Origin of the sequence: Bacillus thuringiensis, from assembly GCF_001182785.1 — a bacterium.
Taxonomy (GTDB): Bacteria; Bacillota; Bacilli; order Bacillales; family Bacillaceae_G; genus Bacillus_A; species Bacillus_A thuringiensis_S.
Window position 1 is genome coordinate 90478 of sequence record NZ_CP012100.1, and the last position, 17991, is coordinate 108468.

A 17991-nucleotide genomic window follows, 5' to 3' on the forward strand; every position below is an offset into this window, starting at 1 on the left:
TAAGTTATAGTGCTTTTAGTGAGGAGGGAGTATCTTGCTTGAGAAAAAAATTGCCTTTCGCGCCGACGCATCTATTGAATTAGGTACCGGTCATATCATGCGTTGTTTAACACTGGCTCAAGAGTTGCGAAATAAAGGTGCTCAGGTATATTTCATTTGTCGTAAGCTGCAAGGTGATTTGCATCAATATATTTTAAATAAAGGATTTCATGTGTTTGTATTAGATGGAGATGGTGAAAATACGAATTTCTTAAGTGCAAAAAACGAGAGGTATTTAAATTGGCTAAAATATCATTGGTTTGTTGATGCGCAGCAGACCAATGATATTTTGTCGCAACTTCCCAAGTGTGATTGGTTAATTGTTGATCATTATGGATTAGATAATAAGTGGGAGTCTGCTTTAAGAAAAAGTGTAAGAAAAATTATGGTAATCGATGATCTTGCAAATCGAATGCATGACTGTGATTTGTTACTAGACCAAAATTTATATGATAACCTTAATGGTCGCTATAAAGATTTAATACCAGAGCACTCATTAGTAAAATTGGGGCCTAAATACGCTATATTACGACCAGAGTTTCATGCAGCTAAGAAGATTTCACGAAAAAGAACAGGAAAAATTGAGAGGATTTTTATTTTTTTTGGTGGCCATGATGTAACAAATGAGACATTAAAAACGTTAAGAGCTTTACAAAATATAAATAAAGATAACTTAAAAATAGACGTTGTGGTAGGTAGCCAAAATCCTCATAAAGAGGATATTCAAACTTATTGTAAGAGTGTTACTAACGCTTCATATTATTGTCAAATAGAGAATATGGAAGAGCTTCTCGTACGAGCGGATTTAGGGATAGGAGCTGGGGGCACAACCACATGGGAACGATGTTTTCTTGGATTACCTTCTATAACAATTACAACTGCCCAAAATCAAATTGAAGTAACAAAGGCTGTAGCTAAGGTTGGAGCTACATGGAATATTGGTACAGCTGAAAATGTTTCGGATAAAGTAATTGCGAAATGTCTAAACAAACTTTTATCAGATTCTAAAATAGTGAAAGAAATGTCTAATAAAGCTCTTTCTATACAGTGTGCCAGTAATACAAATGAAATAGTAAAAATTATTTTAGGAGGATAGTATGTTAGATATTGGGGATTTTCAATTGAAAAGTTTAGAAAAGAAAGATTTAGAACTTATTTTAAAGTGGCGGAATACAAAAGAAATTCGGTCGGTTATGTATAAAAATCATCAAATAACAATAGACGAACATTTAAAGTGGTATGAAAAGCTAGTAATAGATGATACAAAGGTTGCAAGATTATTAATATATAAAGAAAAACCAATTGGATTTGTTAATTTTACAAAAATAGATAAAATGGATCGAACTTGTTATTGGGGATTTTATATAGGTGAAAAGCAAAGTGTAAGACGTGCCGGAACTGTATTAGGTTTATTAGCATTAGATTTTATTTTTGAAATCAAAGACATACACAAAGTATGTGCAGAAATAATAGAATCAAACCGTATTAGTTTAAATTTCCATCAGAAAATTGGTTTCCAAGAAGAGGGAAGATATGAAGATTATATTTACAGGGACAATGATTATGTTGATGTCATTACAATGACCTTGTCCCGTGAACAATGGGAGGAAAGAAGAGAATCTATAAAAAAAGAGCTTGAAGGTGACAAAAATGAGTAATGTATATATCGGAGGTAGAGAGATTGGCAATAGTTTGCCACCATTTATTATTGCAGAAATGTCAGGAAATCATAATCAATCATTAGATAGAGCGTTGCAAATTGTAGAGGCAGCTGCGGAGGCCGGGGCACAAGGATTTAAAATTCAAACATATACACCAGATACAATGACTTTAAATATAGAAAATGGTGATTTTTTAATTCATGATACGAAAAGTTTATGGAAAGGCAAATCACTTTATCATTTATACAAAGAAGCATATACACCATGGGAGTGGCATAAACCAATTTTTGATCGCTGTATAGAGTTAGGAATGATACCATTTAGTACGCCTTTTGATGAAACAGCTGTAGACTTTCTAGAGACATTAAATGTTTCATGTTATAAAATTGCATCTTTTGAAAATACTGATATTCCCCTCATACGTAAAGTAGCCGCAACAGGAAAACCAATAATCATTTCGACAGGTATGGCTTCAATCGCTGAACTAGATGAAACAGTAAGGGCTGCGAGAGAAGAAGGGTGTAAAGAACTAATTCTTTTAAAATGTACAAGTACGTATCCTGCATCTCCAAAATCTACAAATATAGTTACTATACCTCATATGAAAGAGTTATTTAACTGTCAGGTGGGCTTATCAGATCATACACTGGGAGTAGGTGTATCTGTAGCAAGTGTTGCCTTGGGAGCTACAGTAATTGAGAAACATTTAACGCTCTCAAGGTCGGATGGAGGAGTTGATGCTAAATTTTCAATGGAACCAGCTGAATTTAAATTATTAGTAAGCGAAACTGAAAAAGCATGGGAATCTTTGGGGAATGTATATTATGGACCTACTGATATAGAAAAAGATTCTTTAAAATTTAGAAGATCATTATATGTAGTAGAAAACATAAAAGCAGGAGAAGTCTTTACAAATGAAAATGTTAAAGCTATTAGACCAGGGAATGGCTTATTACCAAAGCACTTATCCAAAATTATCGGGAAAAAAGCGAGTAAGGATATAGAAAAAGGGACGCCTGTTTCATGGGATTTAATTTAATGCCGAGGAAATTAGAGCGTTTATAGAAAGACTTATAATGAAAATGCTATTTTTAGTAGGAGGTAAATTTAAAAGGCCCTGTTTTTAGACAGGGCCTTTTAAAAGGGCAAGACATTCAACAACTGAAGGTACCTTTATATTACCATTATTGGGATTTTGATACCATGTACTTGGTGTTGAGAAATAAAAAGGTAATCGTCGCTGAATTACCTTTTGATAAAATAGAGTACTTTCAAACATAATATATTCGAAGTCTTATGATATGTGTAAATAAAATAGCAGCTAGTGTAAGCTAGCTGCTTAATACAGAAAAGAGAAGAACTACAGGGACGGTTAAATGAGTTCTGGCTTTCGCCTATCTTTAGTATTGACGGAATATTTAGTTTTATGCTGACAAACTTAAAAAGAGGATCTATAAAAAGATCTCTTTAAGGAAGAAATGAGATATTGAAAAGTGAATTAGGTTTTTTAAATTCAAGATAATATATGACTATTTCATCATAATGTGACGATGATACATAAAAGAGCAGCCAACAAAAGCTAACTGCTCGGCTCTCGACCAAGAGAGTTAGAGTGGGAAGAATTTAAGGCGGATTTATTAAAAGCCTTGTCTACAGTATTAACGACATATTAAGTTTTATTCAAGTGTCTAGAGGGAAATATATAGGGCATTCAATTTTGAATTACTTGATGAAAATACAGTGGATTAGGGGATAAGTGGAGTATTTATTGAAATGACTTAACGTAACAAAGTATCCTCCTGTAGCTTCTCCATCGATGATGGCACTATGTAGCTTTTGAATGTATGGTCGTCCAATAGATTCTTTTGTATATCTTTTTACTTCAACAAATTTCACTTCATCATCTTTCCAAAGAATAATGTCTTTTCCTCCATCATTAGAACCTGGTGTAACTTGCGCTCGATATCCTCGAGAATTAAACAAGTCAGCGATTAAATATTCAAAGTTTCGCGGGTCAGTTCTTTCTGGATATTCACGATTCTATGGTTCTCTTAAGTATTTCATGCGAATCTCTTCTTCAGGGACCTCGGGTGCTTTAAGTATTATTCCTAATCCAAAAAGGATGACTAATGAAATGATAGCCCAAATCATACAATTCACCTCAGTATGAGTATAACCAGCGGAACACTATTCTATCTCTTCATACCAAATATCCTCAAAATATATAAGCAGAAATATTACGGTGATATGCCAGTGATTCATTTTTTACGGCTACTAAATACAAAAAAGAAACTTAAAGGGTTAGTACCTAATTACAATACGTTTGTGAAGATGGATATAATAGAATAAATATAAAAAGTGTTAAAAAGTTTGTAAACGAATCGGCTAATATCTATACAAAAGAAAATATCGCTGATATTTCACCTTCAATAATAGCTAAAATTAACTAGCATACACTGATACGAAATGTTGATAAAAAAATCCTTAATACTAAAAATGTAGTAGCAAACTTGTTATAATTGGTCCAAACGATGTTTATTCTCCATCTCATTGAAAGTGCAATTGAATCTTCAGGGGAATTGTGGTAGATTTCTATAGGGAAAAGACAAATTAAAATGCTTCTTCATAAAATTGAAAAAACATTTTAATTTATTAAGAATGAGTATTGAAGCAAAGATATTATTAATTTAATAAATTAATGAATGTGTGATTGTATAGTAGTCGTTATAAAATGGATCCTCTCATAAAAAGTATGCTGGCTAATAACTCTTGCATGAATTTTTTCGACCATTAATCTTTTCGAAATTGCATCATTTAAATAAAAAGATAATTTGTTTAAGCAGTCTTCAAAACTGTTATAGGATACAATTTCATCTTTATTGAAGAAGGATGAAAGGTCAGGTTTTTCTTCAATAATTTGAAAGCCTTGGCAAGCGGCAATATCAAAAGCGCGATTATTAATGGTATTATTTTTCACTTTATTTTTATTTTTATTCTGTGGAAATAGATGACTACGATGAGGATTTAAAATAAGACTAGCATTATTATAATAGAGTGCAACTTCTTGAGGTGGAATCCATCCTTCTATAATCTTAATTCTTCGGTGATTCTTCCATTTTTTTAATAACTTATTTCTCCAGTGTTGACCAATAATAGTATAGTGATAAGGCGTTTTTTCCAAGAGAAACTGTATCAATTTTACTCGGTTAGGATAAGGATATCCAATCAACAATACTTCACTTTTATATTTTGAATTTTTTTGATTTGGTTTAAATAGTTCTATATTAGTTGCTAATGGTAAGTGATATACATTGGTATATCCTAAAGCTGTGTAATATTTAAGTGCTTCGCTATCAATAGTAAATATAAAATCGAAGTTTTTTAATAGAAGAAGAGAAGTATCTATATAAAATGGATCCTCAGTTAGCCACACAGCTAATTTAATGTTCCTTTTTTTAAAATATTGAGTTGCTTTTTGTGGTAGATAATTACCTAATAAGGTGAAAACAATATCGGGATGAAACGTTGTTGTAATGAAATCCAATTGCTGTATTAATTCACTTGGCTGTACTGCTAACCATTCGAATTTTTGATCAATAAGAGTTCTTTGTATGCTTTGATCTAGATATTGATAGATTTTTGAGTAACCAGAAGTAATGTATAAGAGTTTCATATTTCAACACCTGCTTTTAGGTTTAAAATATATTATGAGATAAACGTAATACTTTCTATTTCTTTACAACTAATCTTAGTAATACTTGTAGTAGGAGGAGTAACTGAATTTTCCTCTTCTAATGTGACTATACAAGTATTAGGGTTAAAATTTGTAAACACAGCAGGACCAATAATATTCCCAGATTTACCAGTCACAGTAACGACTTCGCCTGGTTGTAAATTTTTAAAAATACTACATACTCCACCTGAACAACCAAATAAATTGCATAAGAACAAATTTATCCCTCCTTTAAACAATATACTATATCATATGAAATTTTGTAGAACGATGTGTAGACAAGTAACCTTTAGAAGAGAAAAAGTTTAAATTAAAGCATCATATTGAAATAATAGATGCAATAGAATGTTACATATCAGGGTGTACTGATTAGTACAGTCATTAGATTTTCTTAAATAGGGATTAAGCTAGAAAAATATGAAGCTTCTTAAGGAGTGGTTAAAGTAACACTTTCTATATCTTCACAACTAATAAATATAGTATTGGTTGAAGAGGGGGTTATCACATCTTCTTCTACCAACACTACTGCACATATATTCGGAAAGAATAGTGAAAAAGTAGCAGGCCCGATAATTTGACCTGATCTAGTGGTAACTGTAACTACTGTTCCTGTTGGCCACGAAGAGAATAAAAAACAAGCTAAACCTGTACAATCTGCCATATTAAATCCTCCTAGTTTTAAGTTTTAATTAAAATAATAAAGTCCAAACATTTTATAGTGTATGTGTAAGTAACATGAAGTGCTTGGACTAATAGAAATCACGTTCTGATATTATCTCTTTATGTTCAGTGAGATAACTACTAAATCCTATAATACAAAGGTTTAATAAATACAACATGGTCGGAAGGGTTAATGAAAAAGATATTCTATGACTTAGTAATTAGCTATTCCAAGGTCCAAATACTATGAATCGGAATTATAAAATGAGAAATTGGGATATATGGGGCTATGATGAATGATATTTGAATAGGATAAAATACAAAGCTAAAGTTTTCGATAGTGTTGATGGAAATCCCGAGCAATTAAAAAATTTTATTTATATGTAATTGTTTTAAAAGTATTTTCTAAGAGTAACAAGTGAAAGTTTTAAAAATGTAGTAAAAAATTGAACACAAGATTCATTCAAAAAAAAGAACACAGATCAGTGCTCTTAGAAAGTAAACTATATGGTTTTTGGATTAGTATATAGTATCATATGCTCGTTTTTTTTAAGGGTGTAAACAAAATTAAATAAAAATACTACATATGAGATCTTTAAAAGAGTAATAGCTCAACAGGATTGATTTGCAAATGGGTTGTTGGCTACATACAAACTAAATAACAATAAACTTATTAATAAATTTATATAAACAAAAATGGTTGAAAAGAAACTTTTTACATTACTAAATTCAATATTCAGGTTCTTATATGTATAAACGGATACTGTGAGATAGTAATGGGGCAAGGATAGATTGTAAGGAGAAAATTATATAAGTGATTAATTAATATAAAAACATCCTATTATTGTATATGTGGAAATTTGATGTTTCTATGCAGTTCGCTTCATGTAACTCATAATCCAATGTCTATTGGCATGTGATGTAATTAAATGTAGTTAGAATACAGGATAATATTGAAAAATATAAAGTATGTAGTGTTTGAAACAAATTAAAGAAGTAACATGGGGGATTCATGCATATAGTAATTTTGTTGATTTAATTTAACTGAATGTTCATTAAAATCAGATAAAATAATAGTGTTTTTAACTTATAATATTGTTTATAAGATGAAATAAGGCTAAGGTTGAGTTAATTAAAAAATAAATTTTAGATAGGAAGAGGATAATGAAGACCAGAGATAGTTATAAAATTATAGTAATTGGTTCTGGGACTGCAGGACTATCTTCTACTGCACATTTGTTACGAAATGTCCCCCTATTGAAAGAAAGTATAGCAATCATTGATCCATCAAAAAAACATTACTTTCAGCCACTATGGAGTTTAGTGGGGGGAGGTATTGTTTCAAAGGAAAGAACGATGCGTGATCAAGAATCGCTTATTCCAAAAGGAGCAACGTGGATTCCTAAAAGTGTTGTTAAGTTATTTCCGACTGAAAATAAGATACTTTTAGATGATGGACTACTGCTTGAGTATGAAATTCTTATTGTAGCAGCGGGTATACAAATAAATTGGGAAGGTATTAAAGGCTTAAAAGAGTCTATTGGGGATAGTGGGGTTTGTAGCAATTACTCTTATAAATATGTTGATTCAACTTGGAGAGAAATTGAAAAATTTAAAGGAGGAAATGCGATTTTTACGCATCCCAATACTCCTATTAAATGCGGTGGTGCTCCACAAAAAATTATGTATTTAGCAGAAGAGTATTTTTGTAAAATTGGTGTAAAAAACAGAAGTGAAGTAATGTTTTATTCTGCAAATAGTAACATCTTTCAGGTTCCTCGATATGCAAATACTTTAGAACAAGTACTAGAAAGAAAGCAAATTATAACGAACTATAATAAAAACTTAGTAGAGATTATCGCTGAAAAAAGAGAAGCAATTTTTGAAGATACGCAAACACTGAAAAGAGAAACTGTACCATACAGTATGATCCATGTTGTTCCACCAATGGGGCCACCTAATTTTATTAAAGAGAGTGAGATAAGTGATTCTCAGGGGTGGGTAGATATAGACCCTTATACTTTGCAGCATGTACAGTATAAGAATATTTTCGGACTTGGAGATTGTACCAATTTACCCACCTCTAAAACTGGAGCGGCAATTCGAAAACAAATACCTGTCTTAAAACAAAATATTATGGACGTACTTAACGGAAGAGACTTGCATGCTAAATATGATGGATATACATCCTGTCCGATTGTTACAGGATATAAAAGTCTTATACTCGCTGAATTTAACTATGAACATGAGCCCCAAGAAACGTTTCCATTTAATCAAGCGAAAGAACGGTATAGTATGTTTTTACTTAAAAGATATATGTTTCCCTATATGTATTGGAATTTAATGCTGAAAGGGATCCTATAGGAGAAGATAAAAAGTGGTTATAAACAGTTGAAAAGAAATTTGAAATAACTATTTGGAGGGAATAGCTATGCTTTTAAAATATTTTTATGATGAAAAATTAGCACATGCTTCCTATTTAGTTGGGTGTCAGAAGGAAGGTGTAGCAATTGTAATTGATCCAGGTCGCTATATAGAACAATATATAGAGTTTGCTAAGAAGGAGGGGATGGAAGTAATTGCTGCGGCTGAGACTCACATTCATGCAGATTTTCTTTCTGGATCTAGAGAACTTTCTAATCTTTATCATGCAAATTTATATGTATCTGATGAAGGAGATTGTGATTGGAAATATCAATATCTCAACGAAGGTCGATACAAATTGGTTAGAGAGGGCACAGAGTTTAAAGTAGGCCATATAAAATTTAATGTAATTTCCACCCCAGGGCATACGCCTGAAAGTATTTCTTTTTTAGTGACTGATACAAGTCAAAATAATATTACGAATGATAAACCGATAGGAATTTTCACAGGTGACTTTATATTTGTAGGAGATATAGGAAGACCTGATTTATTAGAAACAGCTGTTGGTATGAAAGATACTGCACAAATAGGGGCGAAACAATTATTTGATTCTATACAAAAAGTAAAAATACTCCCTGATTATTTGCAAATATGGCCATCGCATGGTGCGGGAAGCGCATGTGGAAAAGCATTAGGAGCAATTCCAACTTCTACATTAGGTTATGAAAAAATGTTTAATTGGGCATTTCAGTGTAATGAAGAAAGTGATTTTATATCAACTTTATTGACAGGACAGCCAGAGCCTCCAAAGTATTTTTCATTAATGAAGAATTTAAATAAGTATGGTCCTCCAATTCGTAAGAAGAGAAAGATTACTGCTATTAATACAGTAGAAGAACTTCAAGAAGTTATGAGAAGTGTCCAGCAAATAGTTGATATAAGGGATGTAGAGAGTTTTGCTTCTGGTCACATTGAGAAATCAATTAACATACCGTATAACAATTCTTTCACAACTTGGTGTGGATGGTTACTAGATTATAAAACAGAGACTTTAATAATTCTAGATGAGGAAAAGGTTAAGGTTGAGGAAGTCATTAGGGACTTTGAATCTATTGGGCTAGATAATATTGTTGCTTTTGCACCTTTAAAAGTAATAAAAAAATTTGATATATTAGAAGGCTACAAGGAAAAAACATCAATTGAATTATATCGGTATATAAAAGATAGAAGTGTTAAGGTTATCGATGTACGTAGTAAAAAAGAGTGGGAGGAAGGACACCTTCATGATGCAATACATATTATGTTAGGCAATCTATTTGAGAAGATAGATTCTGTACCGAAAGATTGTCCAATAGTTTTACAATGTCGAACTGGTTTGCGTTCCGCTATAGCAGCTAGCATCTTACAAAAAGCTGGTATAAAGGAAGTAGTTAATTTAAAAGGCGGATTTCTCGAGTGGAAAAAGTTTGGATTACCATACGAGAATTAATTTTTATCTAGTAATTCATTAAATTAGATATTTATCTTATTAATTAATAGCTTATGTTATTACAATTATAATAAAGATTGGGTGATGAAACCAGTATTGTAATACATTGTATATTGTATTAATATTTATATATTCTTGTTAAATATTATAGAATTGGGTGATGATATTGATGAAAACAATTAAATCTATAACATGTATGTCAGTTTTATTATTCATTTTTACATTATTTTTACCAAAAAATTTAGCATTCGCAGAAGAGACGGATAAGGTTTGGGATCCAGAGAAAGGGACTATTTCTGGTTATATCTGGTTTGATGAAAATGAGGATGGTTGGATTGATCCTGAGGAACAAACAATCGCACCTGAAATAGGTGAAATAAAGTTATATTTAATTAATGAAAATGAAGAAATAGTTGAAGAAAAAATAGTGTCTAGATTACAAAATGGGCAAGCTCATTACTATTTTGAGGTAGAAGAAGGAAAGTATAAAATACGAGCTGAGTTTACTGAAAAGGGAAAATATCAGCTTACTAGAGATGGAAGAGATTCATTTTTCAATTCTACAACAAACGAAACAAGGTATTATGAAATTATGAAGTCATACAATATAGATAGTATTCAGCTCGGGTATAAAAAGCTTCTTAAGTCTATTTAAAGTAAGGAAAAAAGCTAAAGGTGATAGTAAAAAGGTTGGATTTCAATTTTAAGTGGGGCATGCGCCTCTCTTTTTTTAACAGATTTGTTGATTATATTATTTGATGTTATATGAGAAAAGTGGAGGCGTTTATCGTTGATGATTTTTGGACGATTAGATCGTGAACAGAGCTTTCATGTTTTATTTTGTAACTTCACTGTAATGGAATTATGTACGACTACAGCACCAGAACATTGAGTTTTCTAGTTCTTTACAATAGAGACTTTTACTTTATTGTATCATTAGATTAATCTCACAGAACGAGAAAATGTAATGTGCTCCTATTTTAGGGGTTTTTCATTATTGGTAATTTCATGTACCGTATTTAAAAATAAATCCAATTTGGAAGAAGTGAAGCAGGATGAGCTTCCTACAAAAGTGAAAGAAAAACTTGCTGCGAAATAATAAAAAGGATTTGGCCTTAAAGGTCAAATCCTTTTCTGTTTTCAAAATCTTTTTGTGAAATGAATATAAATCCATATCTTTTAAATTGAGATGTTGTTACGCCGTAACTAGTTTGTTTATTTCCACTAATTACTTAAGTCTTATCATTTTTGCAACAAAACTTATCCGTCCATTTGGTAAGGCATCGAATAAACCTTACGTATACCACTGCGATTTCTGATAACTTACATGTAGAGATATCACTCAATATAACAAAAATGTAATGTTAATGAAATGTAATTCCACCGATACTAGTAATGAAATTATATAAAATGAAGGGGAGTTAAAGAATTTTTATAATGAAAAAGGAGAAGTATTAATGCGAAATATATTAAGTGTAGAAAAAATTGAAAAATATTATGGTAATAAAGATAACGTAACAAAGGCTATAGATAATATTAGTTTTAAGGTAGATGAGGGAGAATTTGTTGGGATAATGGGGCCTTCAGGAAGTGGCAAAACTACATTACTTAACTGTATATCAACGATTGATCATGTTACGACGGGAAAAATAATGATAAATAATAGTGACATTACGCGGTTAAAATCAAAATCACTAGATAAGTTTAGACAAAATGAATTAGGGTTTATATTTCAGGACTTTAATTTATTAGATACTCTTACCGCTTATGAAAATATTGCCCTAGCGTTAACTATAAAAGGTGAGGAAAGTTCAGAAATTGATGGGAAAATACAAGCAGTTGCAAAATATTTAGACATTGAACAAGTATTAAGCAAATACCCTTATCAAATGTCAGGCGGACAAAAACAAAGGGTTGGTTCGGCAAGAGCTATCGTAACAGATCCATCTTTAGTACTTGCAGATGAACCAACAGGATCGTTAGATTCTAAATCAGCTAGATTATTACTTGAAAGATTTGAAAGTCTAAATAAGGATTTAAAAGCTACAATACTTATGGTTACTCATGATGCATTTACAGCAAGCTATGCTCATAGAATTCTTTTTATTAATGATGGCAAGATATTTATCGAGTTGGTAAGAGGAAATGATTCCAGAAAAGAGTTCTTTACTAAAATTATCGAAGTTATAACCCTTCTTGGAGGTGACGATAATAATGTACTCTAAGCTTGCTATTGAGAATGTAAAGAAAAGTATTAAAGATTATGCAATATATTTCTTAACACTAACACTGGCTGTTTGTATATTCTATAGCTTTAACTCCATAGAATCACAAAAGGCACTTATGGAAATTAGCGCTTCAGATAAAAAGTATGTGCCTACAGTAATGAACGCTATCTCAAATGTGTCAGTATTTGTATCCGTAATATTAGGTAGTTTAATATTGTATGCAAATAATTTCTTAATTAAAAAACGTAAAAAAGAATTAGGAATATACATGACTTTAGGTATGGGAAGAAGAAACATATCCAGAATATTAGTAACAGAGACATTTCTAGTTGGCGTTATATCTTTAGTGAGTGGACTTATAATAGGTATTGGAGTATCACAGGGATTATCTACATTTGCATTAAAGTTATATGAATTGCCCATCAATAAATATAAATTTACAATTTCAACAGGTGCTATAGGTAAAAGCGTATTCTACTTTGGAATCATGTTTTTGCTTGTTATGTTATGTAATGTATATGTTGTTTCTAAATACAAAATAATTGATTTGTTAACAGCAGGTAGAAAAAACGAAGATGTAAAATTTAGAAATCCTCTTATCTATGTAATCACATTTATAATGTGTGTAGCATCACTTGGATATGCATATGTGACTGTACTAAAAATTGGATTGAATTATCAAAATCCTATGCTCGTGGTATCAATCCTTCTTGGCATATTAGGTACATTTCTGTTTTTCTTTAGTTTATCTGGATTTATATTATATGTTGTAAAGAAGAATAAAAAAGTCTATTTTAGAGGGTTAAATATATTTATCATCAAACAAATAAATAGTAAGGTTAATACAAATTTTATATCCATGTCTGTAATCTGTTTAATGTTATTCCTTACAATGGTGACTTTATCTACAGGAATCAGCTTTAACAGAATAATGAACGCAACAATAAAAGAAACAACACCATTTGATGCCAGTATTACGTTGATGAATAGGGGTGAAAGTTACACGATAGAAGACGTATTAAATACATCAAATTTTAAACTAAGTAATAATGAAAAATATGTATCTTATAATGTATATTCAGCAAAGATGGAAGTGGGGGACGTTGTACCAGAAGTAACTAAAAATGCTAAGAATTTCGTTGTGGATTTCATTAAAGTATCTGATTATAATAAAATTTTAAATCTCAAAGGTGAAAAGAAAATTACTTTAAATAACAATGAAATTTTACTTTTATCAAATGAAAGCCGGTTGGTTAATTCGATAAATGAAAGATTAAAAAATAGCAATAAGGTGAATATTAAAGAAAAAGAATATCTGGTAAAACACGCTAAAGTTATACAAGAGAATCTTTACACTTCTGATGTGCCACTTAATTTCTTCGCAATCGTTATAAATGATGAGTTTGTATCAGGCTACAAAATTGGTACATCCGTACTTAATGTAAATTATTTAGATGGAAATAGAGAAGAATATAATAAAAAATATGATAACGTTGCAAGGGGCTTTTATGACGAAAATGGCCCGAAATTAAATATTGCATATATATCAGGCAAATCAAAGGATGAAGTTCGTGCAGAAAGTAAGGGATTGAAAACCATCATACTGTTTATTGGGATATATATAGGTATTGTATTTTTAATAACGAGTATGGCTGTATTAGCTCTTCAACAATTATCAGAAGCCAGTGATAGCATAGAGCGATATAAATCTTTGAAGAGAATTGGTTCAAACGGAACAATGATCGACAAAACGATTTTTATTCAAACTTTCGTATACTTTAGTCTTCCAGTTATTCTTGCCCTAATGCATTCTGTAGTTGGAATTTATGTAATCAATAATTTTATTAACGCAATTCAAAAAACAAACATTACTTTACCAGCATTGATGACTGGCTTAGTCTTTCTTGTAGTTTATGTAGGATATTTCTACACGACATATGTCGGGTATAAAAATATTGTAAAAAGTAATACTTGATTTTATAATGCGCATTAAGGCTATTACACCTTGTTTCTCAAGATGTAATGGCCTTATATTCTGTATAGGGAGGGAAAAATCATGAAAAAAATCATTCTGATCGAAGATGATGCAATCATTAGAGAAGAATTACAACATTTTTTTATAAAGTATGGATATGAAGTACAGGCTCCTACAGATTTTAATCATATTATCGAATATATAGAAAGTGAGAATGCAGACCTTATATTACTAGACATAAATCTTCCTGTGTTCGATGGCTATTATATATGCAGAGAAATACGTAAAACTTCAGATGTTCCAATCTTCATGGTTACAAGTAGAGATAGTGATGTAGATGAACTAATAAGCATGAATTTAGGAGCGGATGATTTTATAACAAAGCCTTATAATACAGAAATACTATTAGCAAGAGTAACAAACATTTTAAGAAGAACATCTGGAGATTTCAAGATAAATCATATCTTAATTTATAGGGATTTTAATTTAAATCTTTCAAATGCAACAGTTACTTATCAAGACAAATCTGTAGAATTAACTAAAAATGAAGTTAAAATACTCTCATGCTTAATAAATAATCGCGGAAATATTGTAAAAAGAGATTCACTTATAGAAACTTTATGGAAATCTGATTATTTTGTGGATGATAGCACCTTAACTGTTAATATAAATAGATTAAGAAAAAAGCTTGAAGAGATAGGTATAGAAAATCCAATTGCAACAAGAAGAAGCTTAGGGTATATAATGCCATGAATATAGGTGAATTTATTAAAGATAAAATAGTAGTAATACTATCAAATATACTGGTATATATCATACTAGCAGGTATATTGCTGACTGCGCATGTTCCGTTCATTATCATATTCTTTGTCTTTTGTATTTGGTTTTTTCCATTGATTTCATATATGGCTATAGAATTTATAAGATGTAAAAATTATTATAATGAGATTAACGGCATATTAGAAAACTTGGAGAAAAAATACTTACTTCCAGAGGTAGTAAAGGAAGCAAATTTTATACATGGGGAAAAGCTTAACGCTATATTGAAAGAAGTAAGTAGAGATATGCATGAAAATGTAAAGTATTATAGTGATATGCAATTGGATTACAGAGAATATATAGAGACATGGGTGCATGAAATTAAGACACCAATAGCTTCTACAAAGCTTATAATTGAAAATAATCAAAATGAAGTAACGAATAAAATTGACTCTCAAATGGATCGGATTGAGGGGTTTGTAGAACAGGTTCTGTATTATTCTCGAAGCTCTAACGTGAATAAAGACTATATGATAAAGCCAATCAATCTTGATAATGTAGTAAGGAATGTAATTAAAAGAAACTATAGGGATTTTATTCATAAGAGAATAAAATTAGATATACAGGATATTGATGAGATTGTATATAGTGATGGAAAATGGGTTGAATTTATTATTAATCAAATAATAGGAAATTCTATAAAGTACTCAAATAACAAAGAACAAATGATACGTATATGCTCAATTAAGAAAACTAACTCAGTAATACTAACTATAGAGGATAATGGCGTAGGAATAGTAACTAAAGATATAAATAGAGTTTTTGAGAAAGGATTTACTGGAGAGAATGGAAGAAGATTTAGCAAAAGTACAGGAATGGGCTTGTATCTATGCGAAAAACTGTGCTCAAAATTAGGTATGAAAATTACCATTGATTCTGAAGTTAATAAGGGAACTAGGGTTACATTAATATTTCCGTTGTCAGGTATGGTAACTTTTGAACCTTATTTATAAAATAGATGCTGCTATCTTTCCACGAATTTCGTATGAAACTTAAAAACAAACGTAAAACGGTATGAAAAGACTAGAAATTCTCTTTATACCGTTTGTATTATTTAGTCATTTAACGAATTCCCCGAAAGAATTCTCCTTCCACAAAAACATGTAGCAGTTGTGGAAATGTGAAAAATATGTCATTGTCTGAGCGAGTATATTCTTGTATATGTGGTGTAAATCTCGATAGAGATTATAACGCAGCTATCAATATCAAAAATGAAGCAATACGCTTATTAGCGTTAGCATAGATAGCAATAAAATAACCCTTGGAACGAGGGAGTTAGCTCGGTTGTCTTAGGACGAATTCGTTAGCTATCAAAAGTAACGACTAACCGAGAAGCCCCCACTTCAAACAGTTCATTAGGACGTTAAGCGGCGGGTAGTTCGCCATATGGGTATATTTAATTGTGAATCAGATCAATGTTAATCTGGATTAGTCATTACTATTTTTGATGCCCACTAATACTTAACGTAAGATTTGGTTTGGTTGCTACACAGACCTCGTAAGCGAGAAATTGTACACTATATAAAACAGTAAAATAAATATCCGATCCCTTAGCGTAAAAGGAATCGGATATTTTGTGTCTAAATTCTGTTCAAACGCACAGTTTTCTTTTTTGATATTGTGACTCTATGCCCATCAAGCTAAGATTTTTAATTACCTCTAAAACGGAAAAGTTATTTCTCTACAGTCATTTATGAAAAGTTAATCGAATTTCTTTTTTTACAGATGATTAATTTTTAAAAATTATACTCAAGGGTTAGGGGTTTACAATAACTTTTATGAACTATTAATACTTCATAAAAGTTATTGTAAATTTTGTGAATGAGTGTTTTTGACTTTCTACTTTAATAAATCCATGGTGAGCTTCGATAATTGATTTCGCTAGTGCTAAGCCAATTCCAATGGAGCCTTCTTTATTAGAATTTTTTGTTTTGTAAAATCTATCGAATATATATGGCAAATCTTCTGATGCAATACCTTCACCAAAATCTTGAATTATTATTTCAGTATGAATAGGAGAGTTTGTGACTTCAATATAAATAGAACTATTATCATTTGAATGTTCAATGGAATTCTTTAAAATATTTAATAAAGCTTCTTGCATCCAAATACTGTCATGGAAAAGTGATATTTTTTCATTGGTTTTTAAATGTATGTTCATATTTTTTTTATTTAATTTACTGTTCAAACTAGCAATGACCTCATAAATTGTATCAATAATATCAGAGTTTTCTTTTTCAAATAGTATTGCTCTAGCATCTATTTTTGAAACTTTTAATAAATTATGTATTAAAAAGTTGATTCTTGAAATTTGAACATCATTGTTGTGTAAAAAATGATATTGTTGTTCATTTAATTTACCTTGTAATAAGATATCATTGTTCACTGTAAGTGTTGAGAGTGGTGTTTTTAGTTGATGAGAAATATCTTGTAAAGTTTGAATTAAGAATTGTTTTTCTTCCATTAAATTATGCATACTTTTTCTAATAACATTTTTCAGTTTATGAAAAGAATTAGCAAGTTTAGCTAGATCACCTTCTCTATTTTCCTTGATATCAATGGTGTAATCACCTTCAATAATTTTATTCGCTGCAGCTGTTACATTTTTAATTTTTAAGAAAAAAGATTTATATTGTAAGTAATTTAGAAAAATTAGGATTAAGCTGAACCCTATTGCTCCAAGGAACATGTATATATTGTTTTGGGATATATGTTTATTTAAATAAGGAAAAAGTCTTGAATCTAATTCAGCAGATAGACCATATTGTTTTAATAGCATTTCTCCATCACTGGAATAATCTTTTTTATTGGCTGTATCATTTGTAAGTGCTTGTATTATTTCGTATTCATTTTCTGGGTTTTGTTCAATTAGTTTGCCAGTAATTTCACTCCAAATAGTAATATAATCATTTTTTAAATGGTCATATAGAATATGAACTGTGATAACTTGATATATAATAAATAAAAAAGAGATTAATGCTAATGTAAGTATATTAATTTTTATTTCTCTATTTATCATTAAA

Annotated in this window: 14 protein-coding genes and 2 pseudogenes; 11 read left to right on the top strand and 5 right to left on the bottom strand. The window is 30.5% G+C overall.

Features of this window, described 5'->3' with window-relative positions:
* Positions 1-34 precede the first annotated feature (34 nt).
* Genes pseG through pseI form a run of 3 tightly spaced genes read left to right on the top strand, consistent with a single transcriptional unit; the run spans position 35 to position 2739 of the window.
* On the top strand, positions 35-1135 hold the full coding sequence (gene pseG / locus AC241_RS27655) for a UDP-2,4-diacetamido-2,4,6-trideoxy-beta-L-altropyranose hydrolase (protein ID WP_050844987.1): 1101 nt from the start codon (positions 35-37) through the stop codon (positions 1133-1135).
* Position 1136: 1 nt separating this feature from the next.
* Positions 1137-1697 carry a UDP-4-amino-4,6-dideoxy-N-acetyl-beta-L-altrosamine N-acetyltransferase gene (pseH, locus tag AC241_RS27660; RefSeq protein ID WP_050844989.1) on the top strand — a complete coding sequence of 187 codons (561 nt, stop codon included), beginning with the start codon at positions 1137-1139 and terminating at the stop codon, positions 1695-1697.
* Positions 1690-2739, top strand: a complete 1050-nt coding sequence (gene pseI, locus AC241_RS27665; RefSeq protein WP_050844991.1) for a pseudaminic acid synthase — start codon at positions 1690-1692, stop codon at positions 2737-2739. Before pseH ends, pseI begins: the two co-directional genes overlap by 8 nt.
* A 725-nt stretch (positions 2740-3464) precedes the next feature.
* On the opposite strand, the pseudogene AC241_RS35915 reads toward pseI, so the two are convergent.
* The 4 genes and pseudogenes from AC241_RS35915 to AC241_RS27685 all read right to left on the bottom strand — a co-directional run.
* Positions 3465-3851: pseudogene (locus AC241_RS35915) on the bottom strand (restriction endonuclease); the annotation flags it as partial.
* Positions 3852-4395: 544 nt separating this feature from the next.
* The gene (locus AC241_RS27675; protein WP_050844992.1) at positions 4396-5373 is read right to left on the bottom strand and encodes a CgeB family protein; all 978 of its coding nucleotides are present in this window, start codon (positions 5371-5373) and stop codon (positions 4396-4398) included.
* A gap of 32 nt (positions 5374-5405) precedes the next feature.
* Entirely contained in the window at positions 5406-5651 is a 246-nt protein-coding gene (locus tag AC241_RS27680) for a hypothetical protein (protein ID WP_000477971.1), read from the bottom strand.
* A gap of 209 nt (positions 5652-5860) precedes the next feature.
* On the bottom strand, positions 5861-6094 hold the full coding sequence (locus tag AC241_RS27685) for a hypothetical protein (RefSeq protein ID WP_000752671.1): 234 nt from the start codon (positions 6092-6094) through the stop codon (positions 5861-5863).
* A gap of 1163 nt (positions 6095-7257) precedes the next feature.
* Between AC241_RS27685 and AC241_RS27690 the strand changes: the two genes are divergently transcribed.
* The 8 genes and pseudogenes from AC241_RS27690 to AC241_RS33565 all read left to right on the top strand — a co-directional run.
* Complete coding sequence (locus AC241_RS27690; protein ID WP_050844994.1) at positions 7258-8457, top strand: FAD/NAD(P)-binding oxidoreductase; 1200 nt, start codon at positions 7258-7260, stop codon at positions 8455-8457.
* Positions 8458-8524: 67 nt separating this feature from the next.
* On the top strand, positions 8525-9946 hold the full coding sequence (locus AC241_RS27695; protein WP_050844996.1) for an MBL fold metallo-hydrolase: 1422 nt from the start codon (positions 8525-8527) through the stop codon (positions 9944-9946).
* A gap of 169 nt (positions 9947-10115) precedes the next feature.
* A complete protein-coding gene (locus AC241_RS27700) occupies positions 10116-10601 on the top strand; it encodes an SdrD B-like domain-containing protein (RefSeq protein ID WP_050844998.1) in 486 nt (161 codons plus the stop codon).
* Positions 10602-11403: 802 nt separating this feature from the next.
* Positions 11404-12171: an ABC transporter ATP-binding protein gene (locus AC241_RS27705; RefSeq protein ID WP_048564021.1), complete on the top strand. Its 768-nt coding sequence runs from the start codon at positions 11404-11406 to the stop codon at positions 12169-12171.
* Positions 12161-14149: an FtsX-like permease family protein gene (locus tag AC241_RS27710; protein ID WP_050845000.1), complete on the top strand. Its 1989-nt coding sequence runs from the start codon at positions 12161-12163 to the stop codon at positions 14147-14149. Before AC241_RS27705 ends, AC241_RS27710 begins: the two co-directional genes overlap by 11 nt.
* Before the next feature lie 81 nt (positions 14150-14230).
* Entirely contained in the window at positions 14231-14902 is a 672-nt protein-coding gene (locus AC241_RS27715) for a response regulator transcription factor (RefSeq protein WP_050845001.1), read from the top strand.
* On the top strand, positions 14899-15921 hold the full coding sequence (locus tag AC241_RS27720; RefSeq protein WP_050845003.1) for a sensor histidine kinase: 1023 nt from the start codon (positions 14899-14901) through the stop codon (positions 15919-15921). Before AC241_RS27715 ends, AC241_RS27720 begins: the two co-directional genes overlap by 4 nt.
* Before the next feature lie 134 nt (positions 15922-16055).
* Positions 16056-16211, top strand: a pseudogene (locus tag AC241_RS33565) (zinc ribbon domain-containing protein); the annotation flags it as partial.
* Between the two features lie 543 nt (positions 16212-16754).
* Here the strand turns inward: AC241_RS33565 and AC241_RS27725 are convergent.
* Positions 16755-17987 carry a sensor histidine kinase gene (locus AC241_RS27725; RefSeq protein WP_050845005.1) on the bottom strand — a complete coding sequence of 411 codons (1233 nt, stop codon included), beginning with the start codon at positions 17985-17987 and terminating at the stop codon, positions 16755-16757.
* Between the last annotated feature and the right edge of the window lie 4 nt (positions 17988-17991).